The following is a 26,379-nucleotide window of genomic DNA, read 5'->3' as shown; positions in this document are numbered from 1 at the left end:
TCAGACCCGACTTCACGGTAGAAACCCCGCCTCCTCACCGGTCCTTCACGGCCTGGTGCGGCCGCTCGACCGCTTCCGCCACGCGGCGTACCGTGCGCACGATGCCGCCGTATGGTCGTAGGTGCAGCCGGCCCACCCGACGAAGGAGAGCGATGTCCGAGAGCGCCCCCGAACCCAACCCGGCCCCTCGGCACCCCGGCGAAGGTTCGATTGCCGTACGCCTGAGGGCCGATCTGCGGACCGAGGGCACCGCCGTCGTGGTGTCCCCGATCGGCGAGCTGGACTACGACAGCACCGCGCTCCTGCGCGAGCGGCTGTACGAGGCGATCAGGCGCCCGCAGCAGCGGGTGGTCGTCGACTGCCGCGACCTCTCGTTCTGCGACTCCACCGGCCTCAACCTGCTGCTCAACACCCGTACCGAGGCGGACCGGGCACACGTCACACTCATCCTCGCCGGCCTGCAGCCCGCAGTCGCCCGGGTCTTCGAGGTCACCGGGGCGGAAACCGTGTTCGACATCCGTACGGACCTCGGCTCCGCCCTCGCCTGATGACGCCACGGCCACCGGCGGCGATCCGCAGCCGCGGCGCGGTCGTGGCCGTTCACGGGGCCGGCGTGACTCGGCGGGTGTTCACCGGTGTCTCCTGCGAACCGGTGGGCACAAGGAAGCGACGGCCGGCCGCACCACCCGGCTCGGCCGGTCGAAGGAGTCGGGTCGTGAGAGCTCAGGTCGTGAGAGCTCAGGTCGTGAGAGTTCGGGTCGTGAGAGCTCAGTTGTGAGTGCTCGGGTCGTGAGAGTTCGGGTCGTACGAGTGAGGACAGATGAACGCCAGTGAGTACCGCGCCACGAGCAGGTCGGCCCTGTCCGGGATGCCCGCCGCGGGCCAGACCCGCAGGCTGACCCTGAGCGGCGCCCCGGGAGCGGTCGGACGCTGCCGGGACCACACCCGGTCGGCCCTGGAGGACTGGGGCTGGCTGCCCACCGTCGACCCGGACCGGCAGGCGCGGGCCGACGACGTGCTGCTCCTCGTCTCGGAACTCGCCACCAACGCCTGCCAGCACGCCGGCGGACCGGACCAGCTGGTGCTGTCCGCGACCGCGCACACCCTGCGCATCGAGGTGCTGGACGGCTCCGACACACCGCCCCGCCCGCGCGTGCCGCACTCGCCCGTCCGCACGGGCGGGCACGGCCTGCACACCGTCGCGCTGCTCGCCAGCCGATGGGGCCACCAGCCGCGCGTCGGCGCCCCCGGCAAGGCCGTCTGGGTCGAGATCGACCTCCCGCAGGGCTAGTGCCGCGTCAGGCAACCTTCGCCCCGTCGCGACGGGCAAAAGTTGCCTGACGCGGCAGGCGGTGGCGGCCGGGACAGGCCGCCACCGCTACCTCCACCGCCGTCGCCAGTGCCGGACCGGGGCGGCTACGCCGTGTCGAGCACGGTGGGCAGCCAGCGATCCAGCGCGTCCCCGCACCGCTCCGCCCCCTGCGGCAGGCACGCGTACGTGCTGCGGAGGAACCCCCGCAGGTCGCCGGTGCGCGTGCGGAGCACGGCGGCACCGTCCACGCCGCACAGCAGCATCAGCACATGGACGCCGTCCGCCTCGGGCGCGAACACCACATCGCCTTCACCCGCAGGCGAGTCGAGGCCTTCGGCGAGCAGCGCGCGAGCGAACACCCACCGCTGGCACGTGCCGACGCTGAGCCGGAAGTCGATCCCGACGGCGAGCGGATCCCTGGTGTCGTAGACCCAGGCGGAGTGCACGGCAACGCCGTCCCCCTCGGCCGTGATCAGCCCGACCTGGATCTGTGCGGTCACCACCCTGCTGCTCCCATCCATCGGCTGAGCCTCCCCACTGTGCTGCTGCCGGCTTTCCTGTGGCAGCGCATCTGCCCGGGCGGGAATGCCTGAAACCGAGGCGGATGGGACCGGCGAAAGCGGGCAGGCGGCCGAGTGGCCCGGGGCGCCCCGGGGCGCCCCGCGGCCGGACCGGCTGCAGTGCCGACCGCAGCACCGGCCGCAGTACCGACTGCAGCACCGACTGCAGTACTGACCGCGGTACCGACCGTCCCGATCCCCGACCAGTCGAGGTGAGAACTCCGTGACCGACATCTCGCGCCTGCCCGGCGCCATCGACGACCACTGGAACTGGCAGCTCGCGGCGGAGTGCCGTGACGTCGACGCGAGCCTGTTCTTCCACCCCTTCGGCGAGCGCGGCCAGGCCCACGAGGACCGCGAGGAGGAGGCGAAGCGGGTCTGCCAGGGTTGCCCCGTCCGCCGCGAGTGCCTGCGGTACGCGCTGGAGGTGCGGGAGCCCTACGGCGTGTGGGGCGGCCTGTCCGAGTCCGAGCGCGCGGTACTTCTCCGACCGGCCCGCACCTCGCGGGCCGCCTGACGGTCGAGCCTCCCGATCGGCCTCCGGGTCGGCCGCCCGACGCGATGCCCGGCGGGATGCCTGACCGGATGCCCGATCGGGTGCCCGAGATGCCGGATGCCCGATTGGGTGCCCGAGATGAGGGCAGACGCGCGGGTGGTACGGAATGTCCGGCCTGTCATTCGGAAGGAGACCGTTGTGAGCAAGGTGAAGGAGTCCATCGATGTGGATGTCCCGCTGCACAGCGTCTACAACCAGTGGACGCAGTTCGAGGACTTCCCGCGCTTCATGCAAGGCGTGGAGGAGGTCCGGCAGACGGATGACCGGCACTGCCACTGGACGACGAAGGTGGCGGGCGCACGGCGCGAGTTCGACACCGAGATCGTCGACCAGCTCCCCGACGAGCGGATCTCCTGGCGTACGGTGGGCGGCGACGTCCAGCAGCTGGGAGTCGTGACGTTCCAGCGCCTCGACGACGCCCACACCCGGGTGAGCCTGGCCATGGATTTCGAGCCGCACGGCATGGCCGAGAAGGCAGGCGCCGCGCTCGGCGTCCTGGACCGGCAGGTCAAGGGCGACCTGAAGCGGTTCAAGGGCTTCATCGAGGAGCAGGGCCGTGAGAGCGGTGGCTGGCGCGGTCGGCTGGCACCGGACGGGGCGGCGGGCCGCGGCGATGCGTCGCTGCGCGAGCGGCCCCAGGCCCGGATGACCGGGGAGGGCGCGCCGCCCCTGCCCGAGGACCCGGGCGACATACGGAACGGCTGACTGACCATTTCCGGGTACCCGGGCGCCGGTGCCTCGAAGGGCGGCGCCCGGGCCGGGTCTGGCCCCGACCGGCTCCGGCAGGCCGGTCGCCGCCGCGACGCCGGGTCGTCCCGCCCGTGGAAGCCGGGCGCTGACAGCCGTGCCGGGAGGCGGTGGAGTCGAGCGGCGCCTGCTGCCGGACGCCTCCGCACACGGCAGACGCTAAGGACGGGCCATGACCCTCTCACATCCCGCCGACCGCAGTGACGGCGCGCGCGGCCGGTTCGAGCGGCTTGCCGAGGCCGCGTCCAACCTCACCAGCTCGCCGGCGTTCTCGCTGTTCTGCGTCCTCCTGGTGATCGCCTTCCTCACGGTCCACGCGGTCGGCCTGTCGCCGGAGTGGCAGATCCTCGTCGGTGACACCATGACCGCGATCACGCTGCTCCTGCTGGCGCTCCTCAAGAACGCCGAGCGCCGTGCCGAGCATGCCGTCCAGCGCAAGCTCGACGCGATCGCGGCAGCCCTCCTCGAAGAGCACGAAAGCCGTGAGGGCAGCGCCCACAAGGAACTCCGCAAGGCGATCCGGATGGAAGAGCGGCTCTGAGAGCTCCGCCCGAGGGGCGTACGGGAGTACGAGGCGCCCCGGGTCGCCGTGACCGCGGCCGGCGGAAGCGGTCTAGCCGTGGAGGCTCGGCAGGTTGACCACGATGGCCTCCTGGGTGCTGCGGGCGATGACCACCACGGCCTCCTCGTCCGGGTCGGGGTTCTCCTCGCGGTGGGGGACGAAGGGCGGTACGAAGATGTAGTCGCCCGGGCCGGTGCGGAGCCGGACCTCCTCGGGAGTGCCGGAGGAGTGGTCGACGAAGACGAACTCCGGGTGGCCGCCGACCACGTAGATCGCGGTCTCGGACTCGCCGTGGTGGTGGTCCGAGGAGGCGGTGGCGGGGGAGACGTGGGTCTGGCCCATCCAGAGCTTCTCCGAGCCGACGGTGGAGCCGCTGACGGCGGCGAACCTGCGCATGCCGCCGGTCTGCGCGGTGTCGCCGTCCAGCGCGTCGGCCCGGATGTGGTGCAGCCTGGCGCGCAGCGGGCCGTCGGCGGCGGGTGCGTCGTCGTGGCCGGGCAGGTGGGGGTGGAAGCCGGTGCCGGCCTCGGTGCGGGGAGCGCCGGGCTCGCCGTCGGCCGTGGGGGAGTGGCTGGAGGCGGTGGGCATGATGGCTCCCGGGTCGGCGGATGGGACAGGACGCTAGGGCGCGGCCGAAATGGATGTCAAGCGCTGTCCTTTCCTGCGGGCCTGCAGGCCTGCGGGGGAAGGGACTTGACGGGCCGGCGCCCCCGCATCCGGGGGTGGTGCGCCGTGCGGCGGCGGTCAGCTGGTGAGGGAGGCCACCTCGGCTGCGAAGAGTTGCTCCGGATCGAGGTCCATCCCCGTGAAGTGGCCCGCCAGTTCGAGCGAGAGCACACCGTGCAGGCGGCTCCAGAACGCCAGCGCGCGGCGCAGGTCCGCCGGGTGGGCGCCCGGGTGTCCGGCGGCCCAGGGGCGGTGGTGCGCCAGGTGGGCGTCGAGACCGGCGGCGGGGCCCGTCGGCTCCGCCCCGGGGGCGGCGGCGACGCAGGCGTCGAGCAGCACCGACATGATCTCCGACGCGGTCACGACGGTGTCCTCGGGGGCGTGGTAGCCGGGCACCGGAGTGCCGTAGACGAGGAAGTAGCGGTGCGGGTCGGCCAGCGCCCAGCGGCGCAGGGCGTGGGCGAGCTCCCCGAGGTCCGCCGGGTGGGTGCCCTCCGCGGAGCCGGTGGCCAGCAGGGTGTCGGCGAGGCTGCGGTAGGCGTCCCGGACGAGCTCGGTGATCAGCTCGTCGCGGTTGGCGAAGTACCGGTACAGCGCGGGCCCGCTCAGGCCCATCTGCTTGGCGATCGCGTTCAGCGAGAGGGCGGAGGCGCCCACGCCGGCGATCTGCTCCCAGGCCCGCTCCTTGACCTCCGCGCGGACCTGCTGCCGGTACCGCTCGCGTGGGGTCGGCGCCCTGTCGGCCATGTCTGCCACCTCTTCCGCCCTGTTCCGCCTCTTCGGCTTCTTCCGCCCGTCCGCGGATCCGTCGTCCGTCGGCTCCGCCGCGGGCGGGGACCGGACGCGTTAGACGCTATCACTCTCGGCATGGCCACTCACGATCGATGGATCTGCTCGCTTGACACGGCCCTTAGTGGCGCTCATTCTAGTTACAGCTTCTAACGGAAGCGAGAACATCCAACTTCGAAGGGGTCGTCATGGTTGCCGCCGAGTACACCGAGGTCGTTCTGCCGGGCAAGGTCGAGCCGGAGGGGCTGCAGGTCCGCACGGGACTGCCGCTGCCGGTGCCGGCCGCCGGACAGGCCCTGGTCGGGGTGGAGGCCACCGGTGTCTCGTTCGCCGAGCAGCAGATGCGGCGCGGCCGCTACTACGACCAGCCGCCGTTCCCCTTCGTCCCGGGCTACGACCTGGTCGGGACGGTGCTGGCGGTCGGCCCCGGCGTCGGCCCCGACCTGGTCGGCCGGCGCGTCGCGGCCCTCACCAAGACCGGCGGCTGGGCCAGCCACGTCGCGCTGGACGCCGCGGACCTCGTCGAGGTGCCGGACGGCGTCGGTGCGGCGGAGGCCGAGACGGCGGTGGTCAACGGCCTGACCGCCTGGCAGATGCTGCACCGCAAGGCCCGGGTGCGGGCCGGCCAGACCGTCCTGGTCCACGGCGCCAACGGCGGCGTCGGGTCGGTCCTGGTCCAGCTGGCGCTCGCCGCCGGCGCCCGCGTCATCGGCACGGCCTCGGCCCGCCACCACGACGCGCTGCGCGCCCTCGGCGTGACGCCCGTGGACTACCGCGGCGACGACGTCCCCGCCCGGGTGCGGGAGCTCGCCCCGAACGGCGTGGACGCCGTCTTCGACCACGTCGGCGGCCGCAGCATCGTCGACTCCTGGGGACTGCTCGCCCGCGGCGGCACCCTCGTCTCCTACGGCAGCGCGGCCACCCGCGACGACCAGGGGTCCAAGCAGTGGCCCGTCCTCAAGCTGCTCGGCCGGGTCTGGGTGTGGAACCTGCTGCCCAACGGCCGCCACGCGTACTTCTTCAACGTCTGGGCCGGCCGTGCCCTGGCCCGCGACAGCTTCCGCTCCCGCCTGCGCGGCGACCTTACCCAGGTGTTCACGGCCCTGCGCGAGGGCCGGATCACCGCCCACATCGCCGTCGAACTCCCGCTGGAGCGCGCCGCCGAGGCCATGCGCCTGGCGGAGTCCGGGACCGTCGCGGGCAAGATCGTCCTCGTCCCGTAGACGCGGCCCCCGGCCCGGGGCTCCCCGTTCCGATCCTCGGGGCGCCCGGTATGGAAGGCCGCTCAGCCCAGGAATGCGCGCAGGAGTGCGGCGGTCGCCTCCAGGTGCTCCTCGGTGGCCCGGCGGGCGGCTGCGGCGTCGCCGGCCAGGATCGCCCGGGCCATCGCGCCGTGCTGCTCGGACGCGTGGTCGATGTTGCGGCCGAGCATGGGGATGGCGTTGAGCAGGTCGTTGAGCCGGATCCGGGCCTCGGTGATGCCGGCGGCGAGCGAGGGCGAGCCGGTGAGTTCGCCGATCGCCAGGTGGAACCGGGAGTCGCACTGCCGGTACTCCTCGGCGCTGGCGCCGTCCGCGTCGGCCAGCCGTTGCAGCAGGTAGGCGCGCTGGTTCGCGGTCAGTTCGCGCCGGGCGGCCAGTTCGGCGGCGCCGGTCTCCAGCACCAGGCGCAGGGTCAGCGCGTCCTCCAGCTCCGCGCCGAGGTCCTCCGCGGCGCGGCGCAGCTCTCCGACGTCCGGTGCGGGCAGCCGGTAGGTGACGAAGGTGCCGCCGTAGCGGCCGCGGCGGGCCTCGACCCAGCCGGCCTGCTGGAGCGAGCGCAGGGCCTCGCGCAGGGTCTCCCGGCTGATGTTCAACCGGGTGGCGAGGTCGCGTTCGGCGGGGAGCCGGTCGCCGTGGCCGACCACGCCGAGCTTGATGGCCTGGAGGATCCGCTCGACGGTCTCCTCGAAGGCGTTGCCGGTGCGTACGGGTCGGAAGACGCTGTCGAGCTGCCGGTCCACCTGTGCCTCCACGGGGCGATGGTACCCGGGGGTGCCCGGGGGCCGGTCGGGGGAGTGCTCTTGACGGCGGGGCGGCCGCGGGTGAACGATGCTGCCCACGGCTTCAATGGTCTGCTTTCAGGCCATTGAAGCGCAAGGAGGGTGCACCACGACGACGTGGGCGCACGTGTCGGTCCCGCCTCATTCCCCAGGGGTGCGTATGACGTCCGAAGACCAGGCCGGCTCCAGCCCGGCCGAGCAGACTGCCAGAGCAGTGTTTCCTCCCGATTCCACGACCGTGTCCGGCGCGGTTCCGGTGGCCGCGGTTCCCGTCGCCGCGGCTCCCAAGGCCACCGTCCCCGCCGACACCGTCCCCACCGCCGCCGTCCCCACCGCCGCCGTCCCCGCCGACGCGGCGGCCCATGCCCCGTCCGAGGACGAACGGCGGCTGCGCGAGCTCGGCTACACCCAGGAGCTGGCCCGGTCGATGTCGGGCTTCTCGAACTTCGCGGTGTCCTTCTCCATCGTCTCGGTCCTCTCCGGCTGCCTCACCCTCTACGGGATGGGCATGAACACCGGCGGCCCGGCCATGATCACCTGGGGCTGGCCGCTGGTCGGCCTGATGACGCTCTGCGTCGGCCTCGCGATGGCGGAGATCTGTTCCAGCTACCCGACCGCGGGCGGGCTCTACTACTGGGCCGCCCGACTGGCCCGCAGCAGGGGGGCCGCCGCCTCCTGGTTCACCGGCTGGTTCAACTTCCTCGGCCAGGTGGCCGTCACCGCCGGCGTCGACTACGGCGCGGCCTTCTTCACCAACGCCTTCCTCGACCTCCAGTTCGGGTTCGCCGCCACCCCCGGCCACACCGTGGCGATCTTCGCGGTGATCCTGCTGGCGCACGGGCTGCTCAACACCCGGGGTGTCAGGCTGGTCGCCCTGTTCAACAGCGTCAGCGTCTGGTGGCACCTGGTCGGCGTGGCGGTGATCGTGGGCGCGCTGGCCCTGCTGCCCGACCACCACGCCTCCGCCTCCTTCGTGTTCACCGACTTCGTCAACAACACCGGCTTCGGGAACGGCTTCTACGTCGGCATGCTCGGCCTGCTCCTGGCCCAGTACACCCTCACCGGATACGACGCCTCCGCCCACATGACCGAGGAGACCCACGACGCGGCCCGCTCCGGCCCGCGCGGCATCGTCAACGCCATCGTGGTCTCGCTCGTGGCCGGCTGGATCCTGCTGCTCGGCATCACCTTCGCCATCCAGGACTACGACGGGGCACTGGCCAGCTCCACCGGCGTTCCGCCCGCACAGATCTTCATCGACGCGATCGGCCCGACCGGGGCCAAGCTGCTGCTGCTGATCGTGATCGGCGCCCAGTTCTTCTGCGGCATGGCCTCGGTCACCGCCAACTCCCGCATGATCTACGCCTTCTCCCGGGACGGCGCACTGCCCGGCTCCCGGCTCTGGCACCGGATCAACCCCCGCACCCAGACCCCCACCAGCGCCGTCTGGCTGGCCACCGGCGGCGCCCTGCTGCTCGGGCTGCCCGCCCTGTGGAACACCACCGCCTACACCGCCGTCACCTCCATCTCGGTGATCGGCCTCTACCTCTCCTACGTGATCCCGGTCTTCCTACGGCTGCGCCAGGGCGCGGAGTTCCCGCGCGGCCCCTGGCACCTCGGCCGCTGGAGCCGGCCCGTCGGAGCCGTCGCGGTCGGCTGGACCGCCGTGATCACCGTGCTGTTCATGCTGCCCACCGTCAGCCCCGTCACCGCCGTGAGCTTCAACTACACCCCCGTGGCCGTCGCCGTGGTGGTCGGGTTCGCCGGCCTCTGGTGGCTGTTCTCCGCCCGGCACTGGTTCACCGGCCCCCGGATCCACGGCGCCCCCGCAGCCGGCAGCCAGGAACTGCCGGACCGGGAGACCGCCACCGCCGACGAAATGGAGACCCGATGACCGCCCCCCGGCTCACCCTCGAACGGCTGGAGAAGCTGGTCGCCGACGGCACCGTCGACACCGTCGTGCTGGCCATGACCGACATGCAGGGCCGGCTCCAGGGCAAGCGGATCGCCGCCGAGTACTTCCTCAGCGACGTCGTCCCCAACGCGGCCGAGGGCTGCGGGTACCTGCTCGCCGTCGACATCGACATGAACACCGTGGACGGCTACCGGATCTCCTCCTGGGACAGCGGGTACGGGGACCTCGTCCTCACCCCCGACCTGGACACCCTGCGGGCCGTGCCCTGGCACCCCGCCACCGTCATGGTCCAGTGCGACGTCCACCACCACGACGGCAGCCCGGTCAGCGTCTCCCCGCGGCAGATCCTGCGCCGCCAGCTCGACCGGCTGGCCGCCCACGGCTGGCACGCGTTCGTCGGCACCGAGCTGGAGTTCATCGTTTTCCGGGACAGCTACGAACAGGCCTGGGACAAGGCGTACCACGGGCTCACCCCGGTCAACCAGTACAACGTCGACTACTCCATCCTCGGGACCTCGCGGATCGAGCCCCTGCTGCGCCGGCTGCGCAACAGCATGGCGGGCGCGGGCCTCACCGTGGAGTCCGCCAAAGGGGAGTGCAACCCGGGCCAGCACGAGATCGCCTTCAAGTACGGTGCGGCGCTCACCACTTGTGACGACCACTCCGTCTACAAGACCGGCGCCAAGGAGATCGCCGCGCAGGAGGGGGTCAGCCTCACCTTCATGGCCAAGTACAACGAGCGCGAGGGCAACTCCTGCCACATCCACCTCAGCCTGCGCGACGACCAGGGCCGCCCGGTGATGCCGGGCGACGGGCCGCACGGCTTCTCCCCGGTCATGGAGCACTTCCTGGCCGGCCAACTCGCCTGCCTGGCCGACTTCTCGCTGCTGCTCGCGCCCACCGTCAACTCCTACAAGCGGTACGCGCCGGGCAGTTTCGCCCCGACCGCCGTCGCCTGGGGCCGCGACAACCGCACCTGCGCGCTGCGGGTGGTCGGCCACGGAACGTCGCTGCGGTTCGAGAACCGGGTGCCCGGCGGCGACGTCAACCCGTACCTCGCGGTCGCCGCGCTGATCGCGGCCGGCCTGCACGGGATCGAGCACCGGCTGCCGCTGGAGGCCGAGTTCACCGGCAACGCCTACGCCTCCGACGCACCCCGGGTACCGGCCACGCTGCGCGACGCGGTCGAGGCCTTCGAGTGCAGCGAGGCCGCCACCGAGGCCTTCGGCGCGGACGTCGTCCAGCACTACACCCACGCCGGCCGGACCGAACTGGCCGCCTACGAGAGGTCGGTGACCGACTGGGAGCGGCGCCGCGGATTCGAGCGGCTGTGACCGTGCGCCCGCTGATCGGCATCACCACCTACCTGGAGGAGGCGGCCTGGAGCGTCTGGCGGCAGCCCGCGGCCGTCCTCCCCGGCAGCTACCTCGACGCCGTCTCCCGGGCCGGGGGCACCCCCGTCCTGCTCCCGCCCCAGGACGGCGGCGTCGAACGGCTGATCGGCGCGCTCGACGGGCTGCTGCTCGCGGGCGGCGCCGACATCGACCCCGCCCGCTACGGCGCCGAACCCCACCCGCGCACCGGAGCGCCCCAACCGCACCGGGACCGCTGGGAGTCCGACCTGCTCGCGGCCGCACTCGACCGCGACCTGCCGGTCCTCGGGATCTGCCGCGGCCTGCAACTGCTCAACGTCGCCCTCGGCGGCGACCTGCGCCAGCACCTGCCCGACCAGAGCCACCAGGACCCGCCGGCCGCCTTCGTGAGAAGAGGGGTGGTGATCCGGCCGGACAGCCGGCTCGGCGAGATCCTCGGGCCGGTGGCGCAGGTCTCCTGCTACCACCACCAGGCGGTCGGCCGCATCGGCACCGGCCTGCGGGCCACCGCCTGGAGCGCCGACGAGAACGTCGAGGCGCTCGAACTGCCCGGCCGGGCCTTCACGGTGGCCGTCCAGTGGCATCCCGAGACCGACCCGGAGGACCCTCGGCTGTTCGAGGCGTTCACCGCGGCCAGCTGCAAGGAGGCAGCCAGATGACCGAACCCGACCTCCACCCGGTGATCAACCCGGCCACCGAGGAGGTGATCACCACCGTCGAGATGGCCTCGCTCGCCGAGACCGACGCCGCCATAGCCCGGGCCGCGGCAGCCTTCGAGACCTGGCGCAGGGTGGCCCCCGCCGACCGGGCCAGGCTGCTGCGGGCCTTCGCCGCCGCCGTCGACGCCGACCGGGAGCACCTGGCCGCCCTGGAAGTGGCCAACGCCGGGCACACCGTGGGCAACGCCCGCTGGGAGGCCGGCAACGCCCGCGACGTCATCGAGTACTACGCGGCCGCCCCCGAGCGCCACCTCGGCCGGCAGATCCCGGTGGCGGGCGGCGTGGACCTCACCTTCCAGGAGCCGCTCGGCGTGGTGGGCGTCATCGTGCCGTGGAACTTCCCGATGCCGATCGCCGCCTGGGCCCTGGCGCCGGCCCTCGCGGCCGGCAACACCGTCCTCGTCAAGCCGGCCGAGCTCACCCCGCTCACCGCACTGCGCCTCGGCGAACTCGCCCTGCAGGCGGGCCTGCCGGAGGGCGTCCTGCAGATCCTGCCCGGGCGCGGCCCGGTGGTCGGGCAGCGCTTCGTCACCCACCCCGCCGTCCGCAAGGTGGTCTTCACCGGATCCACCGCCGTCGGCCGGTCCGTGATGGCGGGCTGCGCGGCCCAGGTCAAGCCGGTCACCCTCGAACTCGGCGGCAAGAGCGCCAACATCGTCTTCGCCGACGCCGACCTGGCGCGGGCCGCCGCCACCGCGCCGTACGCCGTCTTCGACAACGCCGGCCAGGACTGCTGCGCCCGCTCGCGGATCCTGGTCGAGGACTCCGTGTACGAGGAGTTCACGGCACTGCTGGAGACCGCCGTGCGGGGGGTGCGGGTCGGCGACCCGGCCGACGAGAAGACCGAGATGGGCCCGCTGATCTCGGCGGCCCACCGGGCCCGGGTGGCGTCCTACGTCCCCGACGACTCGGCGGTGGCGTTCCGCGGCACGGCCCCCGACGGTCCGGGCTTCTGGTACCCGCCGACCGTGCTGGCGCCCGTCCGGCACGACGACCGGGCCTTCACCGAGGAGATCTTCGGCCCGGTGGTCGCGGTGGTCCCGTTCCGCGGCGAACAGGACGCGGTGCGGATCGCCAACTCCACCGAGTACGGCCTGTCCGGATCGATCTGGACCTCGGACCTCGGCCGCGCCCTGCGCGTCTCCCGCGCGGTGGAGGCGGGCAACCTGTCCGTCAACTCGCACTCCTCGGTGCGCTATTCGACCCCGTTCGGCGGGTTCAAGCAGTCCGGCCTGGGCCGCGAACTCGGCCCGGACGCCCTCGACGCCTTCACCCAGACCAAGAACGTCTTCATCTCCACGGAGGAATGATGAGCATGACCGAGCGACTCGACGGCCGGGTGGCCGTCATCACCGGCGCGGGCAGCGGGATCGGCCTGGCGACGGCCAGGCGCTTCGCCGCCGAGGGCGCCAAGGTGGTGTGCGTGGACCTGGACGAGGTGTCCGGGAGCAAGGCGGCCGACGAGGTCGGCGGCCTGTTCGTCCAGGCCGACGTCACCGACGAGGCGGCCGTGGAGGCCATGTACCAGCAGGCCGTCGACCACTACGGCCGGCTGGACATCGCCTTCAACAACGCCGGCATCTCGCCGCCCGACGACGACTCCATCCTGACCACCGGGCTCGACGCCTGGCGGCGGGTCCAGGACGTCAACCTGACCAGCGTGTACCTCTGCTGCAAGTACGCCATCGGGCACATGCGGCGCCAGGGCAAGGGCTCGATCATCAACACCGCCTCCTTCGTCGCGGTGATGGGCGCGGCGACCTCGCAGATCTCCTACAGCGCCTCCAAGGGCGGGGTGCTGGCGATGTCCCGCGAGCTGGGCGTGCAGTTCGCCCGCGAGGGCATCCGGGTCAACGCGCTCTGCCCGGGGCCGGTGAACACCCCGCTGCTGCAGGAACTGTTCGCCAAGGACCCGGAGCGGGCCGCCCGCCGGCTGGTGCACATCCCGCTGGGCCGGTTCGCCGAGCCGCAGGAGATCGCTGCCGCCGTCGCCTTCCTGGCCAGCGACGACTCCTCGTTCATGACCGCCAACACCTTCCTGGTGGACGGCGGCATCTCCGGGGCGTACGTCACCCCGGAGTGAGGTAGTACCCGGCTGCGGAGACCCCGCCGCCGGTGCCTCCTGTGCTCCCCCCGCTGCCCGCACCGGCCGCGCCGTCTCCCGGCGGCGGCCGGTGCGGCGCTGCCCGGGGGACCGTTCAGGGGGATGTCCGGCGTGGGTGCGGGAGGTGGCGGGGGCGGGCCCGGATAGTGGGCTGGTCCGTCCGGCCACGGGGCCGGGCACGGGAAGAGGGAGCCGACGTATGGCCCGATCGCCCGGGGCGCCGAACGGCGGTTACTCCCCCCACAGGTGGACGGCGATGGCCGGCATGTGCGTCGCCGCCGGCATGGTCTGGTTGTCGTTCGCGGATTTCGGGGTCGCCGTTCCGACGATCGCCGACGAGTTGTCGGTGTCGCTGCCGGCGCTGCAGTGGGCCAACAACGCCTTCAGCCTCTCCACCGGAGCACTGGTGCTGGCGGCCGGGAGACTGGGCGACATCTTCGGCCGGCGGCGGATGCTGGAGATCGGCCTGGTGGTGATGGGCCTGGTCTCGGTACCGGCGGCGTTCACGCCGGGGGTGGAGGGCATGATCGCGGGGCGGGCACTGATGGGCGTCGGAGCGGCGCTGATCCTGCCGGCCACGCTCGCGCTGATCCCGCCGATGTTCCCCGTCGAGGAGCAACCGCGCGCGTTCGGCGCGTGGATGGCGGTGGCCTGGGTGGGCCAGGCCGCCGGGCCGGCGGTCGGCGGACTGCTCACGGGCCTGCTCGGCTGGCGGTCGATCTTCTGGATCAACGCCCCGGTGGCGCTGGTGGGCCTCTGGCTGGTCCGCCGGGCCGCCGTCGAGTCCACCGACCCGAACGCCACCCGGCACATCGACCTGGTGGGCCTGGTGATCAGCGCCGCCGCCGCGTTCTGCCTGCTCTACGGCTGCACGGCCGGGCAGGAGGACGGCTTCACCGACCCGGTGATCATCGCCCTGCTGGTCGGCTCCGTCGTCCTGGCGGCACTCTTCGTACTGGTGGAACGGCGTGTCGCGGATCCGCTGCTCGATCTGAGGCTGTTCTCCTCCCGCCCGTTCAGCGGGGCGCTGGTGGCCAACTCCGTGATGAACATCGTCTTCGCCGGAGTCAGCTTCCTGCTGACGCTGTACCTGCAGGAGGTCCGGGGCTACGGCCCGGTGGCCGCGGGGTTGTTGCTGCTGCCCTCGACGGCGACCATCCTGCTGCTCAACCCGGTCGGCGGGCGGGTGGCGGCCCGGCGCGGCGCCCGGCTGCCGGTGGTCCTCGGCCTCTATCTGCTGGGCATCGGCACCCTGGTGGCGGCGGTGCTCGGCACGTCGTACCACTACGCCGTGCTGGCCGTCGGGCTGCTGGTCCTGGGCGCGGGCCTCGGGCTGATGTCGATCCCGCTCTCCGACACCGCGGTGGCCGGACCGCCGGAGGAGCTCGCCGGGGCGGCCTCGGGGATGTTCAAGGTCACCAGCATGCTGGGCGGCGCCTTCGGGGTCGCCGTCACGGTGGCCGTCCAGCAGGCGGTGGAGACCAACCAGGCGGTCAGCCGGGCGCGCGCGGCCGGGCTCTCCGAGGCCGACGCCCAGGAGTTGGGCAACGCCGTCACCGACTCCAAGCTCGCCGACCAGATCCTCGCCTCGGTCGACCAGTCCACCGCCGACGCGATCACCGCGGCCTACCAGGAGGTGCAGGCCGTCGGAACCGGCCGCGCGGTCGGCCTGGCCGGCCTCGTCGCGGTCGCCGCGGCGGTCGTCCTGCCGTTGGTGTGGCGGCAGGCGCGGCGCACCCGGGCGTAGCGGGCGGTGGGGGTGGCGGCCGGTGGGGGTGGGGGGCGGTGTGGTGGCGGCCGCGGTTTTCCCTCCGGGTACCTCCGGGCTCCTCCCGGCTCAGACGAGGTCCTTGTGCATCACGATGCAGGGGCGGCCGTGCTGGACGTCGGGACGGCGGTCGATCTCCTGCCAGCCCAGGGAGCTCCAGAAGGCCAGCGAGGACGGCCGGTTCTCCAGGACGGCCAGGCGGATGCCGTCCCTGCCCTCGGCGCGGAAGCGCTCCTCGACCAGGTCGACCAGCCGCCGGCCGACCCCCCTGCGATGCAGACTGCCGTGCACCAGCAGCAGTCCGATCCAGGGCCGGCCGTCGCGGGGGTGCCTGCCGAGCAGGGAGAGGAGTCCCAGCAGGGTGCCCCGGGCGTCGCGGGCGAGCAGGACCTCGCAGGACTCGGTACCGGCCTCCTCGCGCAGGTCCGCCTCGACCCGGTCGGCCTCGGCCCGGACGAGCTCGGGGTCGTACTCGCCGGAGTCGCGGCAGTAGCCCGGGTTGCTCGCGTAGAGCTCGACGATCTCGGCGATCTCGCGTGGTGCGAACGTGAGCGGGGACAGCGTCGGCGTGACCATGCGGTGAGGGCCTTCCATCGGTGGCGGGGGTGCTCAGGATCGGGGGGCGGGGGGTGCCCGGGGCCGGGCGGGTGTCGGGGATCAGGCGGGGGAGCCGGCCTCGGCCTGGGTGCGCCGGGCGTAGGCGCGGGCGGCGCGGGCGCGGTCGCCGCAGCGGACCGAGCACCAGTGGCGGCGGCCGTAGCGCAGCAGGTAGCGGTTGCACGGGGAGGATCCGCAGGCGGTGAGGCGTTCGGCGTCCGGACCGGTGAGCAGGTCGGCGGCGTCGGAGGCGAGGACCGCGAGGGCGTGCTCGACGATCTGGGCGGTGGGGTGGGCCGCGGCGCGGTACGGGCCGTGGGTGAGGTCCCAGTGCAGCAGGGAGGCCGCGGGAGCGCGGGTGAGCGCGTCGTTGACGGCGGAGAGGGCCCCGGGCAGGGCCGGGAGGCCGCCGACCCGGGAGGCGAGCAGTGACCTGACCTGTTCGCGCAACGACCGCAGTTGTGCCGTGCACATCTCCTGCAGGTCCACGTCGGCCGGGGCGAGGTCGTGCTCGATCAGCCACCGCTTGGCGGCGGCGGGCGTGCCGAGGAGGTCGGCGAACTGGCCGCCGGGCAGGGCCAGGGCACTGTTGGCGAAGTCGAGCGCCGGGTGCTGCTCCGCACCGGGGGCGGGTGGGACGGCGGACTCGGTCTCCTTCATGGATCTCATGGTAAGGGATGGATCTCACGTTAGGGGTTGCCGCCATCCGTGAGAAGCGGCTAGGTTCTCTCACGGATAGACCAATCCCCATCCGTGAGGTGTTCTTTTCATGGCCAGCTTCAGCACGCCCAGTGAGCAGCTCCCCGTCCGTGTCCTCGGCGGTCCGACGGCCTTCTTCGAGTACGGCGGCCTGCGCTTCCTGACCGACCCCACCTTCGACGCTCCCGGCGACTACCCGGCACCGGGCCGACCGACCCTGGCCAAGACCGCGCCGTCCGCCGGCAGCCCGGCCGACCTCGGCCGCATCGACGTGGTCCTGCTCTCGCACGACGAGCACCCCGACAACCTCGACAGGTCCGGCCGGGCCCTCCTCTCCGAGGTGCCCCTCACCCTCACCACCCCTGGCGGCGCGCAGCGCCTGGGAGGCACGGCCAGGGGACTGGCCGACTGGGAGGCGGTCGAGCTCGACCGCCCCGGGGGCGGCACGGTCACCGTGACGGGTGTGCCCGCCGTGCACGGCCCCGGGACGCGCGAGGAGGTCGAACCGATCGCCGGCCAGGTCGTCGGCTTCGTCCTGACCGGGGACGGCCTGCCCACGGTCTACGTCAGCGGCGACAACGCCTCGCTCGACCTGGTCCGGCAGATCGCCGAGCGCTTCGGCCCGGTGGACACCGCCGTCCTCTTCGCCGGGGCCCCGCGCTTCCCCGTCCTCTTCGGCGGCGCGCTGATCGTCCTCGACAGCGCCCAGGCCGCCGAGGCGGCCGGGATCCTCGGCGCCCGCCGGGTGGTCCCCGTCCACTACAACAGCTGGGCCCACTTCACCGAGGGCCGTGACGAGCTGGTGGCCGCCTTCACCGCCGCCGGACTGGCCGACCGTCTGGACCTGGGCTGACCTGACCGGGTGTGGGCTGACCGGACCGGGTGTGGGCTGACCTGGGCTGACCGGACCGGCCGGGTGCCGGGCGGCACCCGGCCGAACCGCGGGGTGCACGCGGTGGCCGTCGCCCGCGCGCCGACACGCAGTCGGCGCCCGGTCGTCCAGGATGTCCTCATGCACCATCGGATCGAAGTCCCTCACCCCGTCGATGCCGCTGCCGTGAGCAGGATGCAACTGAGGGCGTGGATCCAGACCTACCCCAACGACGCGGCGGGGATTGACGAGGCCTGGATCCGTGAGCACCGCGGCCCCACCGTCACCGCGGAGGGTATCGGCCGGTGGCGGGTGTTCATCGAGGAGGCCGGGTGGCAGCTGGAACAGCTCTACTGCCGCGTCGTCCGCTGCGACACGAGGATCGTCGGGGTCCTCTGCGGCCGCCGGGACGAGACGGTCACCCTCGGGCCGATGTACCTGCTGGACGAGGCCCAGGGCCAGGGCGTCGGGCAGCGGCTGATGGAGGGCTTTCTCGCGTGGGCGCAGGACGCGCCGGTCCGCCTCTGGGTCACCGAGTACAACGAGCGGGCGATCCGCTTCTACGAGCACCACGGGTTCAGGCTGACGGAGGACCGTGAGCTCTGGCGAGGCCGATTGCCCAATGTGCGGATGGTGCGGGACCGCTTGTCGGAGCACGGGGTCACGGTCACCTGACCGCGGGGCGGCGCCCGACCCGAACCGGGCGGCGGGGCTGGTGCGGATGGAGGAGGGGCGCGCGGTGCGGGCGCGTGGCGCGACCGGAGGGTGACGCGGCGCTGCTATGAAGTGGCTCATGATGATGCGACGTGAGCGCGAATTCTCCCCCGCGGCGGTGGCCGTGGCCGGTACGGCGGCCGGCGCGGTGGCGGTGCTGCTGCTGGTACAGGGTTCGACCTCCGCGAACGCCGCACTCGGCCCCGGGGAGCTCGCGAAGGCGACGCTCGTCCGAATGACCAACCAGTCCGTCCCCGCGATCGGCATGGCCGGTTACACCGGCACCTACGGCAGGGCGGTGAGCACCACCGTCCCGGACGCCGACGGCGGGGACTTCTCCGATCCCGACGGCATGCTGCAGCGGATCACGATCAGTACGATGACGACCCGCACCGCCACCGACCCGGCCAAGTACTACGCTCAGGCCCAACTGACGGCGCTGGAGGTGCTGTTGAACGAGCGGGCGCTGATCAGGCTGGCCCCGGCGTCCGCCGGCTCGGTGGCCTCGCTGGACTCCTACGCGGAGTGCGTGCCGCCGCCGGTCGGCCCGTACGCCCTGGCGTACAACAGGACCGACAGCAGCCAGATCACCGTCCTCGGCAACAGCGTCGGCCTGGGCACCACGACCCTCCAGGTCACCGGGGCGGACTTCGGTTCGCCGAACGTCGGGCCGAGCGTGCTGACCGTGGTGGTGACACCGCACCAGGACCCGGCCGCACAGGCCCGACAGGCCACCGCCGAGGCCTGGTTGGACATCAGTGTGTCCGGGACCCTCAACGACACCGCCGGACAGCCGCTCTACCAGGGCGACATCACCGCGCTGCGGCTGGGCGAGGTGGAGGTCGCCTGTCAGGTGCCGTCGCCGTCGCCCTCGCCCTCGCCGTCTCCTTCGCCGTCTCCTTCGCCGTCCCCGAGTCCCTCGCCCAGCCCCTCGCCCTCGCCTTCACCGTCACCGTCACCGACGTCGCCCTCCCCGAGTCCGACGACTGCGAGTCCCTCGCCCAGCCGGACCGCGACGCGGAGCCCCGCGCCGGTGCCGTCCCCGAGCCCGTGGGGCGAGCTTCCCCCCACGGGCTCGCCGGGCGGGTGGCGATGGCCGGCGGCGGCCGCCTGCGGTCTGCTGATCGCTGCCGGATGGGCCTGCATCGCCCTCACCCGCCGCTCGGGCCGCCGCTCATGACGGCTTCTCGGTCGCGGGACTCCTCGCGGAGCCAGTACGACTCGGCGGTGCCCGTGACCGGTGTGCCCAGCCCGAGGCCGTCCCTCGCCGCCGCGGACGACTGGACAACTCACCCCGGGGGAAAGGGCCTTAGGGTTCGAACCTGACCTCAGGGTTGTCCGGCGTCGGCCCGTCGAGGATCGGCTGGTCGATGCCCTTCAGGTGCAGGTCGAAGAAGGCCGCGACGTAGGACCGGGTGAGCTCCACCCCCCGTTGGGCGGAGACCGTGGTCCCGGGAGGGCTGGGGACGCCGAGCTTCTCGGCCAGCACCGGGATGTCGGTGAAGGAGCCGTGGTTGGAGCCGGCGACGGTCAGCCAGCGCTTCCAGCCGTCGAGGTTGGGCCAACTCTCGGTCCAGGTGGGGTCCTCGGGGCCATCGTCCAGCGGGTGGCCGAGCATCATGAACGGCTTGCCGTTGAGCCCGGTGGCGGGGACCCTGAGGTCCATGGTGCCGTCGAGGTTCACCCCGGCCAGGATCCGGTCGTCGGTGAGCAGGGCCGGTACGGCCGCCGCGCCGCCGAGCGAGTGCCCGGCCATGCCGATCCGGTCGTCGTCGATCATGCGCGCGTAGCGCCAGGCCGGGTGGGGGTGGGCGGTCAGCCGGTCGATGACGAAGGACACGTCCTTCGCCCGGCTCGTGGACACGGCCTCGGGACCTCCCTCCGGGATCCGGCCGCAGATGGCGCAGGTGAGCGTCCTCCCGTCGGGGAAGGTGGTCCCGGTGTTCTCGTAGGTGTGGTCGACGAGCGCGACGACGTATCCGCGGCTGGCCAAGTCCTCGGCAAGGCTGGTCAGTTCGGTGCGGGGCATGGTGAGGCCAGGGGACAGCATCACGAGCGGGAACCGGCCGTGCGCGGGGCGGGCGTCGGACTCCGCCCACGTCCGGGTGGCGGTGACCGCGGTGGTGGGGATCGTGTTGCCCGGAAGCTTTCCGTCCAGCATGAGGCGGGCGGCCTCGGGGGTCATGTACGGAGCCGGCCCGCCCGTCCCGGCCTTGGCGGGGTAGTACATCGAGAGCATCAGCTGGCGCGGGCCCGCCGACGGGACCCAGGGGTCGATCCGGTCCTGGTCGACGAGGTGCAGGATCTCCCGGCCGACCGCGTACGGGCCCTTCGGGCGCGGGAGTTCGGCGTGGACGCCCGTCGGTACGGGGGGCGTGGCCGTGGCCGGCGCGGTGGCGGCGACGGTGCCGGGTGCGGGTGCGGCCGGCGCGGGGGTCGCGGCGGCCACGGACAGGGGCAGGGCGAGCAGCAGGGTTGCCGCGGCGGCTGTGCGGCGGAATCCGGTCATGCCGAGGACGGTAGGTGCAGGGAACGGAAGTTGACGTCGCCTCAGAGGAGTAGGGGTTCCGCCTGAGAGGGCGGCGGCATCGTATCCGGGACACCACGGGGTGACCCCTAGGGAGCATTCGCGGCTCGACCTAAGAGAGTTGGTGGACTTTCACATCGCTGCGTGCTGGCTGCGTCATTTTCCGTGTGTCTGTTCCTGTGGTTGTGGTGTTCATGGGGTTCCTAGTCCGCCGCAGACGTTGAGGGCTTGGGCGGTGATGCTGGCGGCGGTGGGGGTGGTGAGGTAGCCGACGAGGGAGGCGACTTCTTCGGGGGTGGTGTAGCGGCCGAGGGGGATGCGGGATTCGAATTGTTGGCGGATGTGGTCTTGGGTGGTGTGGAAGGCCTGGGCCCAGCCTTCGTGGACGAGGGTGGCTTGGGGGGTTTCGACGTAGCCGGGGCAGACGGCGTTGACGGTGATGCCGGTGGGGGCGAGTTCTTTGCCGAGGGCTTTGGTGAAGCCGACGACGCCGTGTTTGGAGGCGGTGTAGGGGGCGCCGAGGAGGACGCCTTGTTTGCCGGCGGTGGAGGCGATGTTGATGATGCGGCCGTGGTGGGTTTGGGTGATGCCGCCGTGTTTGAGGGTTTCGCGGGTGACGAGGAAGACGCTGTTGAGGTTGGTGTCGATGACGTCGTACCAGAGTTCGTCGTCGGTGTCGGCGGTGATGCCGCCGCCGCTGCGGCCGGCGTTGTTGACGAGGACGTTGATGGGGCCGAAGCGTTGGAGGGTGGTGGTGATGAGGGTGGTGACGGAGGTGTGGGAGCGGACGTCGGCGGTGGTGCCGTCGGCTTCGTGTCCTTCGGTGCGGAGTTGGTTGATGGTGGTGGTGACGGTTTCGGGGGTGCGGGCGCAGATGAAGACGCGGTGTCCGCGGCGGCCGAGTTCGCGGGCGACGGCCAGGCCGATGCCGCGGGTGGCGCCGGTGATGAGGGCGACGGGTTTGGGTGTGTGGGGCATGGGTCCTCCTTCCGGGGGTGGTGCGGGGCGGGGTTGGCTGGTGAGGGTTTAGGGGTTGGGTTTTAGGCGGCGTAGAGGTTGAAGGTGGAGGTGTGGCGGGGGCCTGCGGTGATGTGGAGGTTGGGGTCGACGGTGAGGATGGCGTGGTGGAGGCGTTGGAGGTGGGGGGTGGGTTCGATGCCGAGTTCGTTGATGAGGTGGTGGCGTAGGCGGTGGTAGGTGTTCAGGGCGGTGTTTTGGCGGCCGGATCGGTAGTGGGCGACCATGGCTTGGGAGTGGAGGCCTTCGTGGTGGGGGTGTTGGGCGGTGAGTTGGGTGAGTTCGGCGAGGACTTGGGTGTGTCGGCCGAGGCGTAGGTCGGCGTCGATGCGGCGTTCGAGGGTGACGAGGCGGCTTTCTTCGAGGCGCATGGTTTCGATGGTGAGGACGGGGCCGGTGCGGACGTCGAGGAGGGCGGGTCCTTGCCAGAGGGTGAGGGCGTGGCGGAGTGTGTGGGCGGCTTGTTCGTCGTGGCCTTGGTCGAAGGCGTGTTGGCCGAGTGTGGTGAGGCGGTTGTATTCGTGGACGTCGACGGATTGGGGGGTGGTGTGGAGGAGGTAGCCGCCGTGTCCGGTGGCGAGGAGTTGTTTGGCGGTGGTGGTGGGGGTGTCGGGTCCGAGGGCGTGGGTGAGGCGTCGGCGTAGGTGGAGGATGTAGGTTTGCATGGTGGTGTGGGCGCGTCGGGGTAGTTGGTCGCCCCAGATTTCTTCCATGAGGGTGGTGGTGGGGATGACGCGGCCGGGGTAGAGGGCGAGCAGGGCCAGGATTTGGCGTTGTTTGCTGGCGGTGGGGACGATGGAGGTGCCGTTGATGTCGGCGCCCAGTGGGCCGAGTATCCGCAGTTCCACGGTTGTTCTCCTTTGCGCCTGGTGTCCGTACGCCTTGGCCTGGTGAGGCCTTCCCGTGCCCGTGTGTGGCGTTCTTGGGGCGGGGTCTGTGCTGTCGGTGCGGTGCGTGCCCGTGTGGTGCTTGCCTGTTAGGGCGGTGCCTGTGTCCGGCCCGTCCGCTCCGTCCGTGCGCGGCCCGCTGGTGTGGTGTTTGTGGTGCCTTGTCCGTGCCTACCTGGCCCGCTGGGGCAGGGTCTGTGCTGTGATGGTCCGCTGGTGTGGTGCCTGTGTCCGCCTCGCCCGCCCCCAGCCGTGCCGTTCCTGCCGGTGCGGTGCCGGCCCTGTCCGTGTTGTGCGTGTGTACGGTGGCTGGTGCTGGTGCTGGTGCTGGTGCTGGTGCTGGTGCTGGTGGTGGCGGGTCCGGTGCTGTTGCGGGTGGGGTGGTGGTGGCGGGGTGTCGGGGGTGCGCCGGTGGGGTTCCCCCCTTGTTCGTGGTGCGGGTGCGGGTGTCGATGTCCGGTTCTGGGTGCGGGTGTTGGGGTGTCGGGGCGGGGTGTCGGGTGGAGTGGACGCGTCGCACCATAGCCCGCTGGTGGGGTGGTGGCGGGTTTTCTCAAGCGCCCGTCGAGTTGGATTCCGGTCGGTTCTTTTCTTTGTCTTTTGCGGGTTTCCGGCGGCTGGTTCGGTGGTGTTCCGGTGCGGGTGGCCGGGTCGGGCGGGTGTGCTGTCGGCGGGTGCTGGTTGTGCTGCCCTTGGGTGCCGGTGCCGGTGCCGGTGCCGGTGTTGGGGGGTGTGTGGTTGGGGTGTGGTGGGTGTGGCTGTGTGTTCTGTGGGGGGTGGGTCGGCGGGTCCGCCCCGGGGATGGTTCATGCTCGCCGCCGGGCTGGTCGGCGGCTCAATGGTTCATGCTCTGCCGGGCTGGTCGGCGGTTCATGGGTATGGTCATCGGCCACGGCACGGTCCGCTTGTGGACGGTGGGGCGGTGAGTCGTTGTCGTCCTCGCGTGGTCGTTAACGGAGGAGTAGCTGGTGCGGCCGATTGTCCTGTTTGACCTGGATGGTCTTTTGATTGATTCCGAGCCGGTCTGGGATGCGGCGAAGCGTGAGGTGTTCGGTCCGCTTGGTCTGCATCTCACCGCGGAGATGCAGGCGGCGACGCGCGGGCTGCGGCAGAGGGACATGGTGGCGTACTGGTTCGATCGGGCAGCCGTTGAAGGCGATCCCGGTGACGTGGAGCGGCGGATCGTGGCCGCGGTGTGTCGTGGGCTGGGGGCGGTGGCGTTGAAGCCCGGCGCCGAGCAGGCCGTTGCGGTGTGCGCGCGTGTATCGAGGGCGATGGCTGTCGTGTCGTCTTCGCCGGAGTCGGTGATTCGGCATGCGCTCGCGAGTACCGGCCTTGAGCGGTCTTTCGATGCCGTGTTCTCGGCCGAGGACGACGAGTACGGCAAGCCCCATCCGGGTGCCTATCTCCGGGCTGCCGCCGCCCTGGGCGCGTCGCCCGGTGAATGCATTGTGGTCGAGGACTCGTTCAACGGCGTCCTGGCCGGGGTGTCGGCCCAGATGGCGGTCGTCGCCGTTCCGGAGGCCGCTGATCGCTGCGATCCGCGCTTTGCGATTGCCGCGCTGGTGCTGGAGTCCCTGAAGGATCTCGATGCCTCTGTATTGGGCGCGTGTGTGTCCGGGGGGAGCCGGGGCGCCGCGTGGGCATCGCGTGGTGCGGATCCTCGACCGTTGCGCGTTCCGGATCGTGCTGTGTGACGCCCTCGATCGTGGGTTCGGGCTTTCACGGGTGAAGGCCCGGACCCGCCTTGGGATGGTTCACGCTCGCCGCCGGGCCGGCCGGCGGCTCATGAGTATCGTCATCGACCACGGCACCGTCTGCTCGTGCACGGCGGGTAGCGTCTGGTAGTCGCGCACCAGGCGCCGCGAGCGCGTCAGCTGGCCGGCGTCCAGGACGTCGGGGTGTTCCTGGCGGCCGTGTCCAAGGCCCGGCAATGGCGACTGGCCGTGCTGTGGCGGTACTTCTGTTTCGCGTGTTTTCGCGTGTTCTCGCCAGGTCGTGGTGGTCGACCCGGTCCGGGGGGTGAGAGTCAAAGGGCTTGTCGGGGTTCAGCGGGACGACCGTCGCCGTCGGCCGGCAGCGGCGGTTGTTCCGCCGGTGGAAGACGACGCCGCGGTCGGGCCGGTGGTGAGCTGCTCCTGGACGTGGCGCAGCCGCACGACGTGTGGGAGGCGGGGTTGGCGTGTGCAATGGCTGCCGCCAAGATGGTCGTGCTGGGCAGGGGATGGCATCGTGCGGTGCGGTCTGGAGGGGGCTGGGATGGTTGTCAGCGCGCGTTGGACGGGTTTCGGGAAGGCAGTTGCCGGTGGGGTGCTGGCTGTCCTCTTGGCGGGGTGCAGCAGCGGCGGGAGCGGAGGAACACCGGACGGCGCGCAGCCTGGCGGGCAGAAGAAGGCGGTGGCGGCGGTACCGCAGGATCTGGGGAAGCTGATCATTCCTGGTATCGAGGACCTGCCGTCTGGATGGTCGATGGGGAAGGAAGCGGATCTCTATGTCTACGACGACCCGTGTGACGGCGCGATCTGCGGCTTCCGCTACTCGGTGACCGCCCAGCTGACCGGTCCGGGAGGCTCCTCCGGAGCAAAAGTGAAGGTCGCATCGATGGAGAGCGCGGACAAGGCCAAGGCGGTCTACGAGTCCAAGCTGGAGCCCCAGGACTGGCGCAAGACGTCGCTCCAGCAAGTCGGTGACATGAGCGCCGGCTTCACGTCGACGAGCGGCTCGCTGCGCATCGAGCTGACGGTCGGCACCGTCTTCGCCGAGATCACGCACGGCGTTACCAAGGGCGCTCCGTCGCCGGCGCTTCTCGAAGCCCTCGCCAGGGCTGTCGCAGAGCGCGCGCAGCAGGCGCAGAACGGTGACCGGCCCACTGCACGCTTCACCACGGCGTAGACCAGGACGGCTGCCGGTCGTGCAGGTCACCGGCGGTGCCTTGCCGGGCGTTCAGCTTGTTGATCAGATCAGGTGCTCGACGGTGTTGCGCTCCCTTGCAGGGGTCGGCGTGGTGGCTGACGGGCTGCCGGTGGCGGTTGGCAGGGCCCGGGTGCGCTTGAGGACGAGCCCGACGACGGCCGGGTCGGCCGTCGCATCGGCGACGAACGCCGCGAAATCCAGCGTCACGCCAGGTCCTTGCACATCAGCGTGCACATCGTCTCGTACCGCTGGAGCGAGCCGTCCTCGGCCTCCACCTCCCAGGAGTCGAGCTCGCGGCCGAAAGCCCGGTAGCCCAGGCGTTCGTAGAGGGCCCGGGCGCGCGGGTTGCTCTGCTCGACGCCGAGTTCGGCGCGGCTCAGGCCTCGGGCGCCGATCCGCTGCTCGGCGGAGCGGATCAGTAGCGTTCCGATCCCGCAGGACTGCAGAGCCGGGTGGACGGCGAGTTGCCAGAGCGTTCCGGCGCCGGGCCTGACCGTGTAGTCGATGCCGCCGACCGCCACCGGTAGTCCGACCGGCGTGCACACCGCCAGGTAGTCGATCTCGCCCGTCTCGGCGCGGCGGATCTGGTGAACGAGCTCGCGCACGTGCTTGGGGGAGCCGGCCCAGCCGCAGGACGGCAGGTCCGCGTCGGTGAGGCCGCGCACCGACAGATGCAGCCTGATCTCGGTCATCGCCGCATCCCTTCGACTCCAACAGCGGCCGTCTCCCATTTCAGCAAGCCGGCCCCCGTGCCGTCCAAGGGTTTCGGACCGGCCCCGACGTCGGCCGGAAGGGCTTGCGCGCCACTCGGGCCGGGCATCGGCGAGGTCCGCAGCGTCCGGGGGTAGCGCGGGGACCCCTCTGGGCGGGGCGCCGGCCCGAATTCAACCGTCGGCTTGGGTCCGGTGGGTTGGTGGTGCGGATTTGCTCGGACGGTGCTGGGCGAACTAGTACTCCAGCAGGACTTCGACGTTTTGCCTGATCAGAGGGCTGCGCGGTGAGTGTAGTGGGCTGGTGCCCGTCAGGGGCGGTCTCCATGGGA

The 26,379-nt window shown here is 71.9% G+C and carries 28 protein-coding genes; 17 read left to right on the top strand and 11 right to left on the bottom strand.

Translation table 11 applies throughout. The features are described 5' to 3' along the window. Window positions 1-152: 152 nt before the first annotated feature. The gene (locus ACFVVX_RS33925; protein WP_387951401.1) at window positions 153-548 is read left to right on the top strand and encodes an STAS domain-containing protein; all 396 of its coding nucleotides are present in this window, start codon (window positions 153-155) and stop codon (window positions 546-548) included. Between the two features lie 272 nt (window positions 549-820). Then, complete coding sequence (locus tag ACFVVX_RS33920) at window positions 821-1,291, top strand: ATP-binding protein (protein WP_387951399.1); 471 nt, start codon at window positions 821-823, stop codon at window positions 1,289-1,291. Window positions 1,292-1,416: 125 nt separating this feature from the next. Here ACFVVX_RS33920 and ACFVVX_RS33915 read toward each other — a convergent pair whose 3' ends face one another. Then, complete coding sequence (locus tag ACFVVX_RS33915) at window positions 1,417-1,812, bottom strand: SsgA family sporulation/cell division regulator (protein WP_387951397.1); 396 nt, start codon at window positions 1,810-1,812, stop codon at window positions 1,417-1,419. Between the two features lie 283 nt (window positions 1,813-2,095). Between ACFVVX_RS33915 and ACFVVX_RS33910 the strand changes: the two genes are divergently transcribed. The 3 genes from ACFVVX_RS33910 to ACFVVX_RS33900 all read left to right on the top strand — a co-directional run bounded on the left by ACFVVX_RS33910 (window position 2,096) and on the right by ACFVVX_RS33900 (window position 3,716). Then, window positions 2,096-2,389, top strand: coding sequence for a WhiB family transcriptional regulator (locus ACFVVX_RS33910; protein ID WP_387951395.1), 294 nt, complete (start codon window positions 2,096-2,098; stop codon window positions 2,387-2,389). Window positions 2,390-2,566: 177 nt separating this feature from the next. Next, window positions 2,567-3,133, top strand: a complete 567-nt coding sequence (locus tag ACFVVX_RS33905; protein WP_387951393.1) for an SRPBCC family protein — start codon at window positions 2,567-2,569, stop codon at window positions 3,131-3,133. A 214-nt stretch (window positions 3,134-3,347) separates the two neighbouring features. After that, a complete protein-coding gene (locus ACFVVX_RS33900; RefSeq protein ID WP_387951391.1) occupies window positions 3,348-3,716 on the top strand; it encodes a low affinity iron permease family protein in 369 nt (122 codons plus the stop codon). 72 nt (window positions 3,717-3,788) lie between these two features. Here ACFVVX_RS33900 and ACFVVX_RS33895 read toward each other — a convergent pair whose 3' ends face one another. Both ACFVVX_RS33895 and ACFVVX_RS33890 read right to left on the bottom strand, forming a co-directional pair. Further along, a complete protein-coding gene (locus ACFVVX_RS33895; RefSeq protein WP_387951390.1) occupies window positions 3,789-4,325 on the bottom strand; it encodes a cupin domain-containing protein in 537 nt (178 codons plus the stop codon). A gap of 156 nt (window positions 4,326-4,481) precedes the next feature. After that, on the bottom strand, window positions 4,482-5,150 hold the full coding sequence (locus ACFVVX_RS33890; protein WP_387951388.1) for a TetR/AcrR family transcriptional regulator: 669 nt from the start codon (window positions 5,148-5,150) through the stop codon (window positions 4,482-4,484). A 230-nt stretch (window positions 5,151-5,380) separates the two neighbouring features. Between ACFVVX_RS33890 and ACFVVX_RS33885 the strand changes: the two genes are divergently transcribed. Continuing rightward, window positions 5,381-6,415, top strand: a complete 1,035-nt coding sequence (locus ACFVVX_RS33885; RefSeq protein WP_387951386.1) for a medium chain dehydrogenase/reductase family protein — start codon at window positions 5,381-5,383, stop codon at window positions 6,413-6,415. Window positions 6,416-6,477: 62 nt separating this feature from the next. Here the strand turns inward: ACFVVX_RS33885 and ACFVVX_RS33880 are convergent, their stop codons facing one another. Beyond that, complete coding sequence (locus tag ACFVVX_RS33880) at window positions 6,478-7,206, bottom strand: FadR/GntR family transcriptional regulator (RefSeq protein ID WP_387951385.1); 729 nt, start codon at window positions 7,204-7,206, stop codon at window positions 6,478-6,480. A 454-nt stretch (window positions 7,207-7,660) separates the two neighbouring features. Between ACFVVX_RS33880 and ACFVVX_RS33875 the strand changes: the two genes are divergently transcribed. The 6 genes from ACFVVX_RS33875 (at window position 7,661) to ACFVVX_RS33850 (ending at window position 15,091) form a co-directional block, all read left to right on the top strand. Then, window positions 7,661-9,127, top strand: coding sequence for an amino acid permease (locus tag ACFVVX_RS33875; protein WP_387951455.1), 1,467 nt, complete (start codon window positions 7,661-7,663; stop codon window positions 9,125-9,127). Further along, entirely contained in the window at window positions 9,124-10,482 is a 1,359-nt protein-coding gene (locus ACFVVX_RS33870) for a glutamine synthetase family protein (protein ID WP_387951383.1), read from the top strand. Before ACFVVX_RS33875 ends, ACFVVX_RS33870 begins: the two co-directional genes overlap by 4 nt. Beyond that, window positions 10,479-11,180: a gamma-glutamyl-gamma-aminobutyrate hydrolase family protein gene (locus ACFVVX_RS33865; RefSeq protein WP_387951381.1), complete on the top strand. Its 702-nt coding sequence runs from the start codon at window positions 10,479-10,481 to the stop codon at window positions 11,178-11,180. Before ACFVVX_RS33870 ends, ACFVVX_RS33865 begins: the two co-directional genes overlap by 4 nt. Next, window positions 11,177-12,550, top strand: coding sequence for an aldehyde dehydrogenase family protein (locus ACFVVX_RS33860; RefSeq protein ID WP_387951379.1), 1,374 nt, complete (start codon window positions 11,177-11,179; stop codon window positions 12,548-12,550). Before ACFVVX_RS33865 ends, ACFVVX_RS33860 begins: the two co-directional genes overlap by 4 nt. Next, window positions 12,547-13,323, top strand: coding sequence for a 3-oxoacyl-ACP reductase (locus ACFVVX_RS33855; RefSeq protein ID WP_387951377.1), 777 nt, complete (start codon window positions 12,547-12,549; stop codon window positions 13,321-13,323). Before ACFVVX_RS33860 ends, ACFVVX_RS33855 begins: the two co-directional genes overlap by 4 nt. Before the next feature lie 220 nt (window positions 13,324-13,543). After that, window positions 13,544-15,091: an MFS transporter gene (locus ACFVVX_RS33850; RefSeq protein ID WP_387951375.1), complete on the top strand. Its 1,548-nt coding sequence runs from the start codon at window positions 13,544-13,546 to the stop codon at window positions 15,089-15,091. A 90-nt stretch (window positions 15,092-15,181) separates the two neighbouring features. Here ACFVVX_RS33850 and ACFVVX_RS33845 read toward each other — a convergent pair whose 3' ends face one another. Then, the gene (locus tag ACFVVX_RS33845) at window positions 15,182-15,688 is read right to left on the bottom strand and encodes a GNAT family N-acetyltransferase (RefSeq protein ID WP_387951373.1); all 507 of its coding nucleotides are present in this window, start codon (window positions 15,686-15,688) and stop codon (window positions 15,182-15,184) included. A gap of 81 nt (window positions 15,689-15,769) precedes the next feature. Then, window positions 15,770-16,378: a CGNR zinc finger domain-containing protein gene (locus ACFVVX_RS33840; protein WP_387951372.1), complete on the bottom strand. Its 609-nt coding sequence runs from the start codon at window positions 16,376-16,378 to the stop codon at window positions 15,770-15,772. A gap of 100 nt (window positions 16,379-16,478) precedes the next feature. On the opposite strand from ACFVVX_RS33840, the gene ACFVVX_RS33835 reads away from it, so the two are divergent. From ACFVVX_RS33835 to ACFVVX_RS33825, 3 genes are all read left to right on the top strand, one after another. Further along, complete coding sequence (locus ACFVVX_RS33835) at window positions 16,479-17,261, top strand: MBL fold metallo-hydrolase (protein ID WP_387951370.1); 783 nt, start codon at window positions 16,479-16,481, stop codon at window positions 17,259-17,261. A 213-nt stretch (window positions 17,262-17,474) separates the two neighbouring features. Continuing rightward, window positions 17,475-17,954 (top strand): GNAT family N-acetyltransferase, encoded by a 480-nt coding sequence (locus ACFVVX_RS33830; RefSeq protein ID WP_387951368.1) that lies wholly within the window; start codon window positions 17,475-17,477, stop codon window positions 17,952-17,954. A 118-nt stretch (window positions 17,955-18,072) separates the two neighbouring features. Then, the gene (locus ACFVVX_RS33825; protein WP_387951366.1) at window positions 18,073-19,173 is read left to right on the top strand and encodes a hypothetical protein; all 1,101 of its coding nucleotides are present in this window, start codon (window positions 18,073-18,075) and stop codon (window positions 19,171-19,173) included. A gap of 129 nt (window positions 19,174-19,302) precedes the next feature. Here ACFVVX_RS33825 and ACFVVX_RS33820 read toward each other — a convergent pair whose 3' ends face one another. From ACFVVX_RS33820 to ACFVVX_RS33810, 3 genes are all read right to left on the bottom strand, one after another. Beyond that, complete coding sequence (locus tag ACFVVX_RS33820; RefSeq protein WP_387951365.1) at window positions 19,303-20,502, bottom strand: alpha/beta hydrolase family protein; 1,200 nt, start codon at window positions 20,500-20,502, stop codon at window positions 19,303-19,305. A gap of 210 nt (window positions 20,503-20,712) precedes the next feature. Continuing rightward, complete coding sequence (gene fabG / locus ACFVVX_RS33815) at window positions 20,713-21,498, bottom strand: 3-oxoacyl-ACP reductase FabG (protein ID WP_387951363.1); 786 nt, start codon at window positions 21,496-21,498, stop codon at window positions 20,713-20,715. A gap of 62 nt (window positions 21,499-21,560) precedes the next feature. Continuing rightward, complete coding sequence (locus ACFVVX_RS33810; protein ID WP_387951361.1) at window positions 21,561-22,385, bottom strand: BTAD domain-containing putative transcriptional regulator; 825 nt, start codon at window positions 22,383-22,385, stop codon at window positions 21,561-21,563. A 1,007-nt stretch (window positions 22,386-23,392) separates the two neighbouring features. Between ACFVVX_RS33810 and ACFVVX_RS33805 the strand changes: the two genes are divergently transcribed. Together ACFVVX_RS33805 and ACFVVX_RS33800 are read left to right on the top strand one after the other, a co-directional pair. Continuing rightward, on the top strand, window positions 23,393-24,121 hold the full coding sequence (locus ACFVVX_RS33805; protein ID WP_387951359.1) for an HAD family hydrolase: 729 nt from the start codon (window positions 23,393-23,395) through the stop codon (window positions 24,119-24,121). A gap of 562 nt (window positions 24,122-24,683) precedes the next feature. Then, window positions 24,684-25,316, top strand: a complete 633-nt coding sequence (locus ACFVVX_RS33800; protein ID WP_387951357.1) for a hypothetical protein — start codon at window positions 24,684-24,686, stop codon at window positions 25,314-25,316. Window positions 25,317-25,379: 63 nt separating this feature from the next. Here the strand turns inward: ACFVVX_RS33800 and ACFVVX_RS33795 are convergent, their stop codons facing one another. Further along, window positions 25,380-25,544, bottom strand: a complete 165-nt coding sequence (locus ACFVVX_RS33795; RefSeq protein WP_387951355.1) for a hypothetical protein — start codon at window positions 25,542-25,544, stop codon at window positions 25,380-25,382. Next, the gene (locus ACFVVX_RS33790) at window positions 25,541-26,029 is read right to left on the bottom strand and encodes a GNAT family N-acetyltransferase (protein ID WP_387951354.1); all 489 of its coding nucleotides are present in this window, start codon (window positions 26,027-26,029) and stop codon (window positions 25,541-25,543) included. Before ACFVVX_RS33790 ends, ACFVVX_RS33795 begins: the two co-directional genes overlap by 4 nt. Window positions 26,030-26,379 lie beyond the last annotated feature (350 nt).

It is taken from the genome of Kitasatospora sp. NPDC058170 (assembly GCF_042883905.1).
Classification (GTDB): Bacteria; Actinomycetota; Actinomycetes; order Streptomycetales; family Streptomycetaceae; genus Kitasatospora.
Note: the sequence above shows the minus strand (reverse complement) of the source record. Positions and strands in the feature narration are given on the sequence as shown.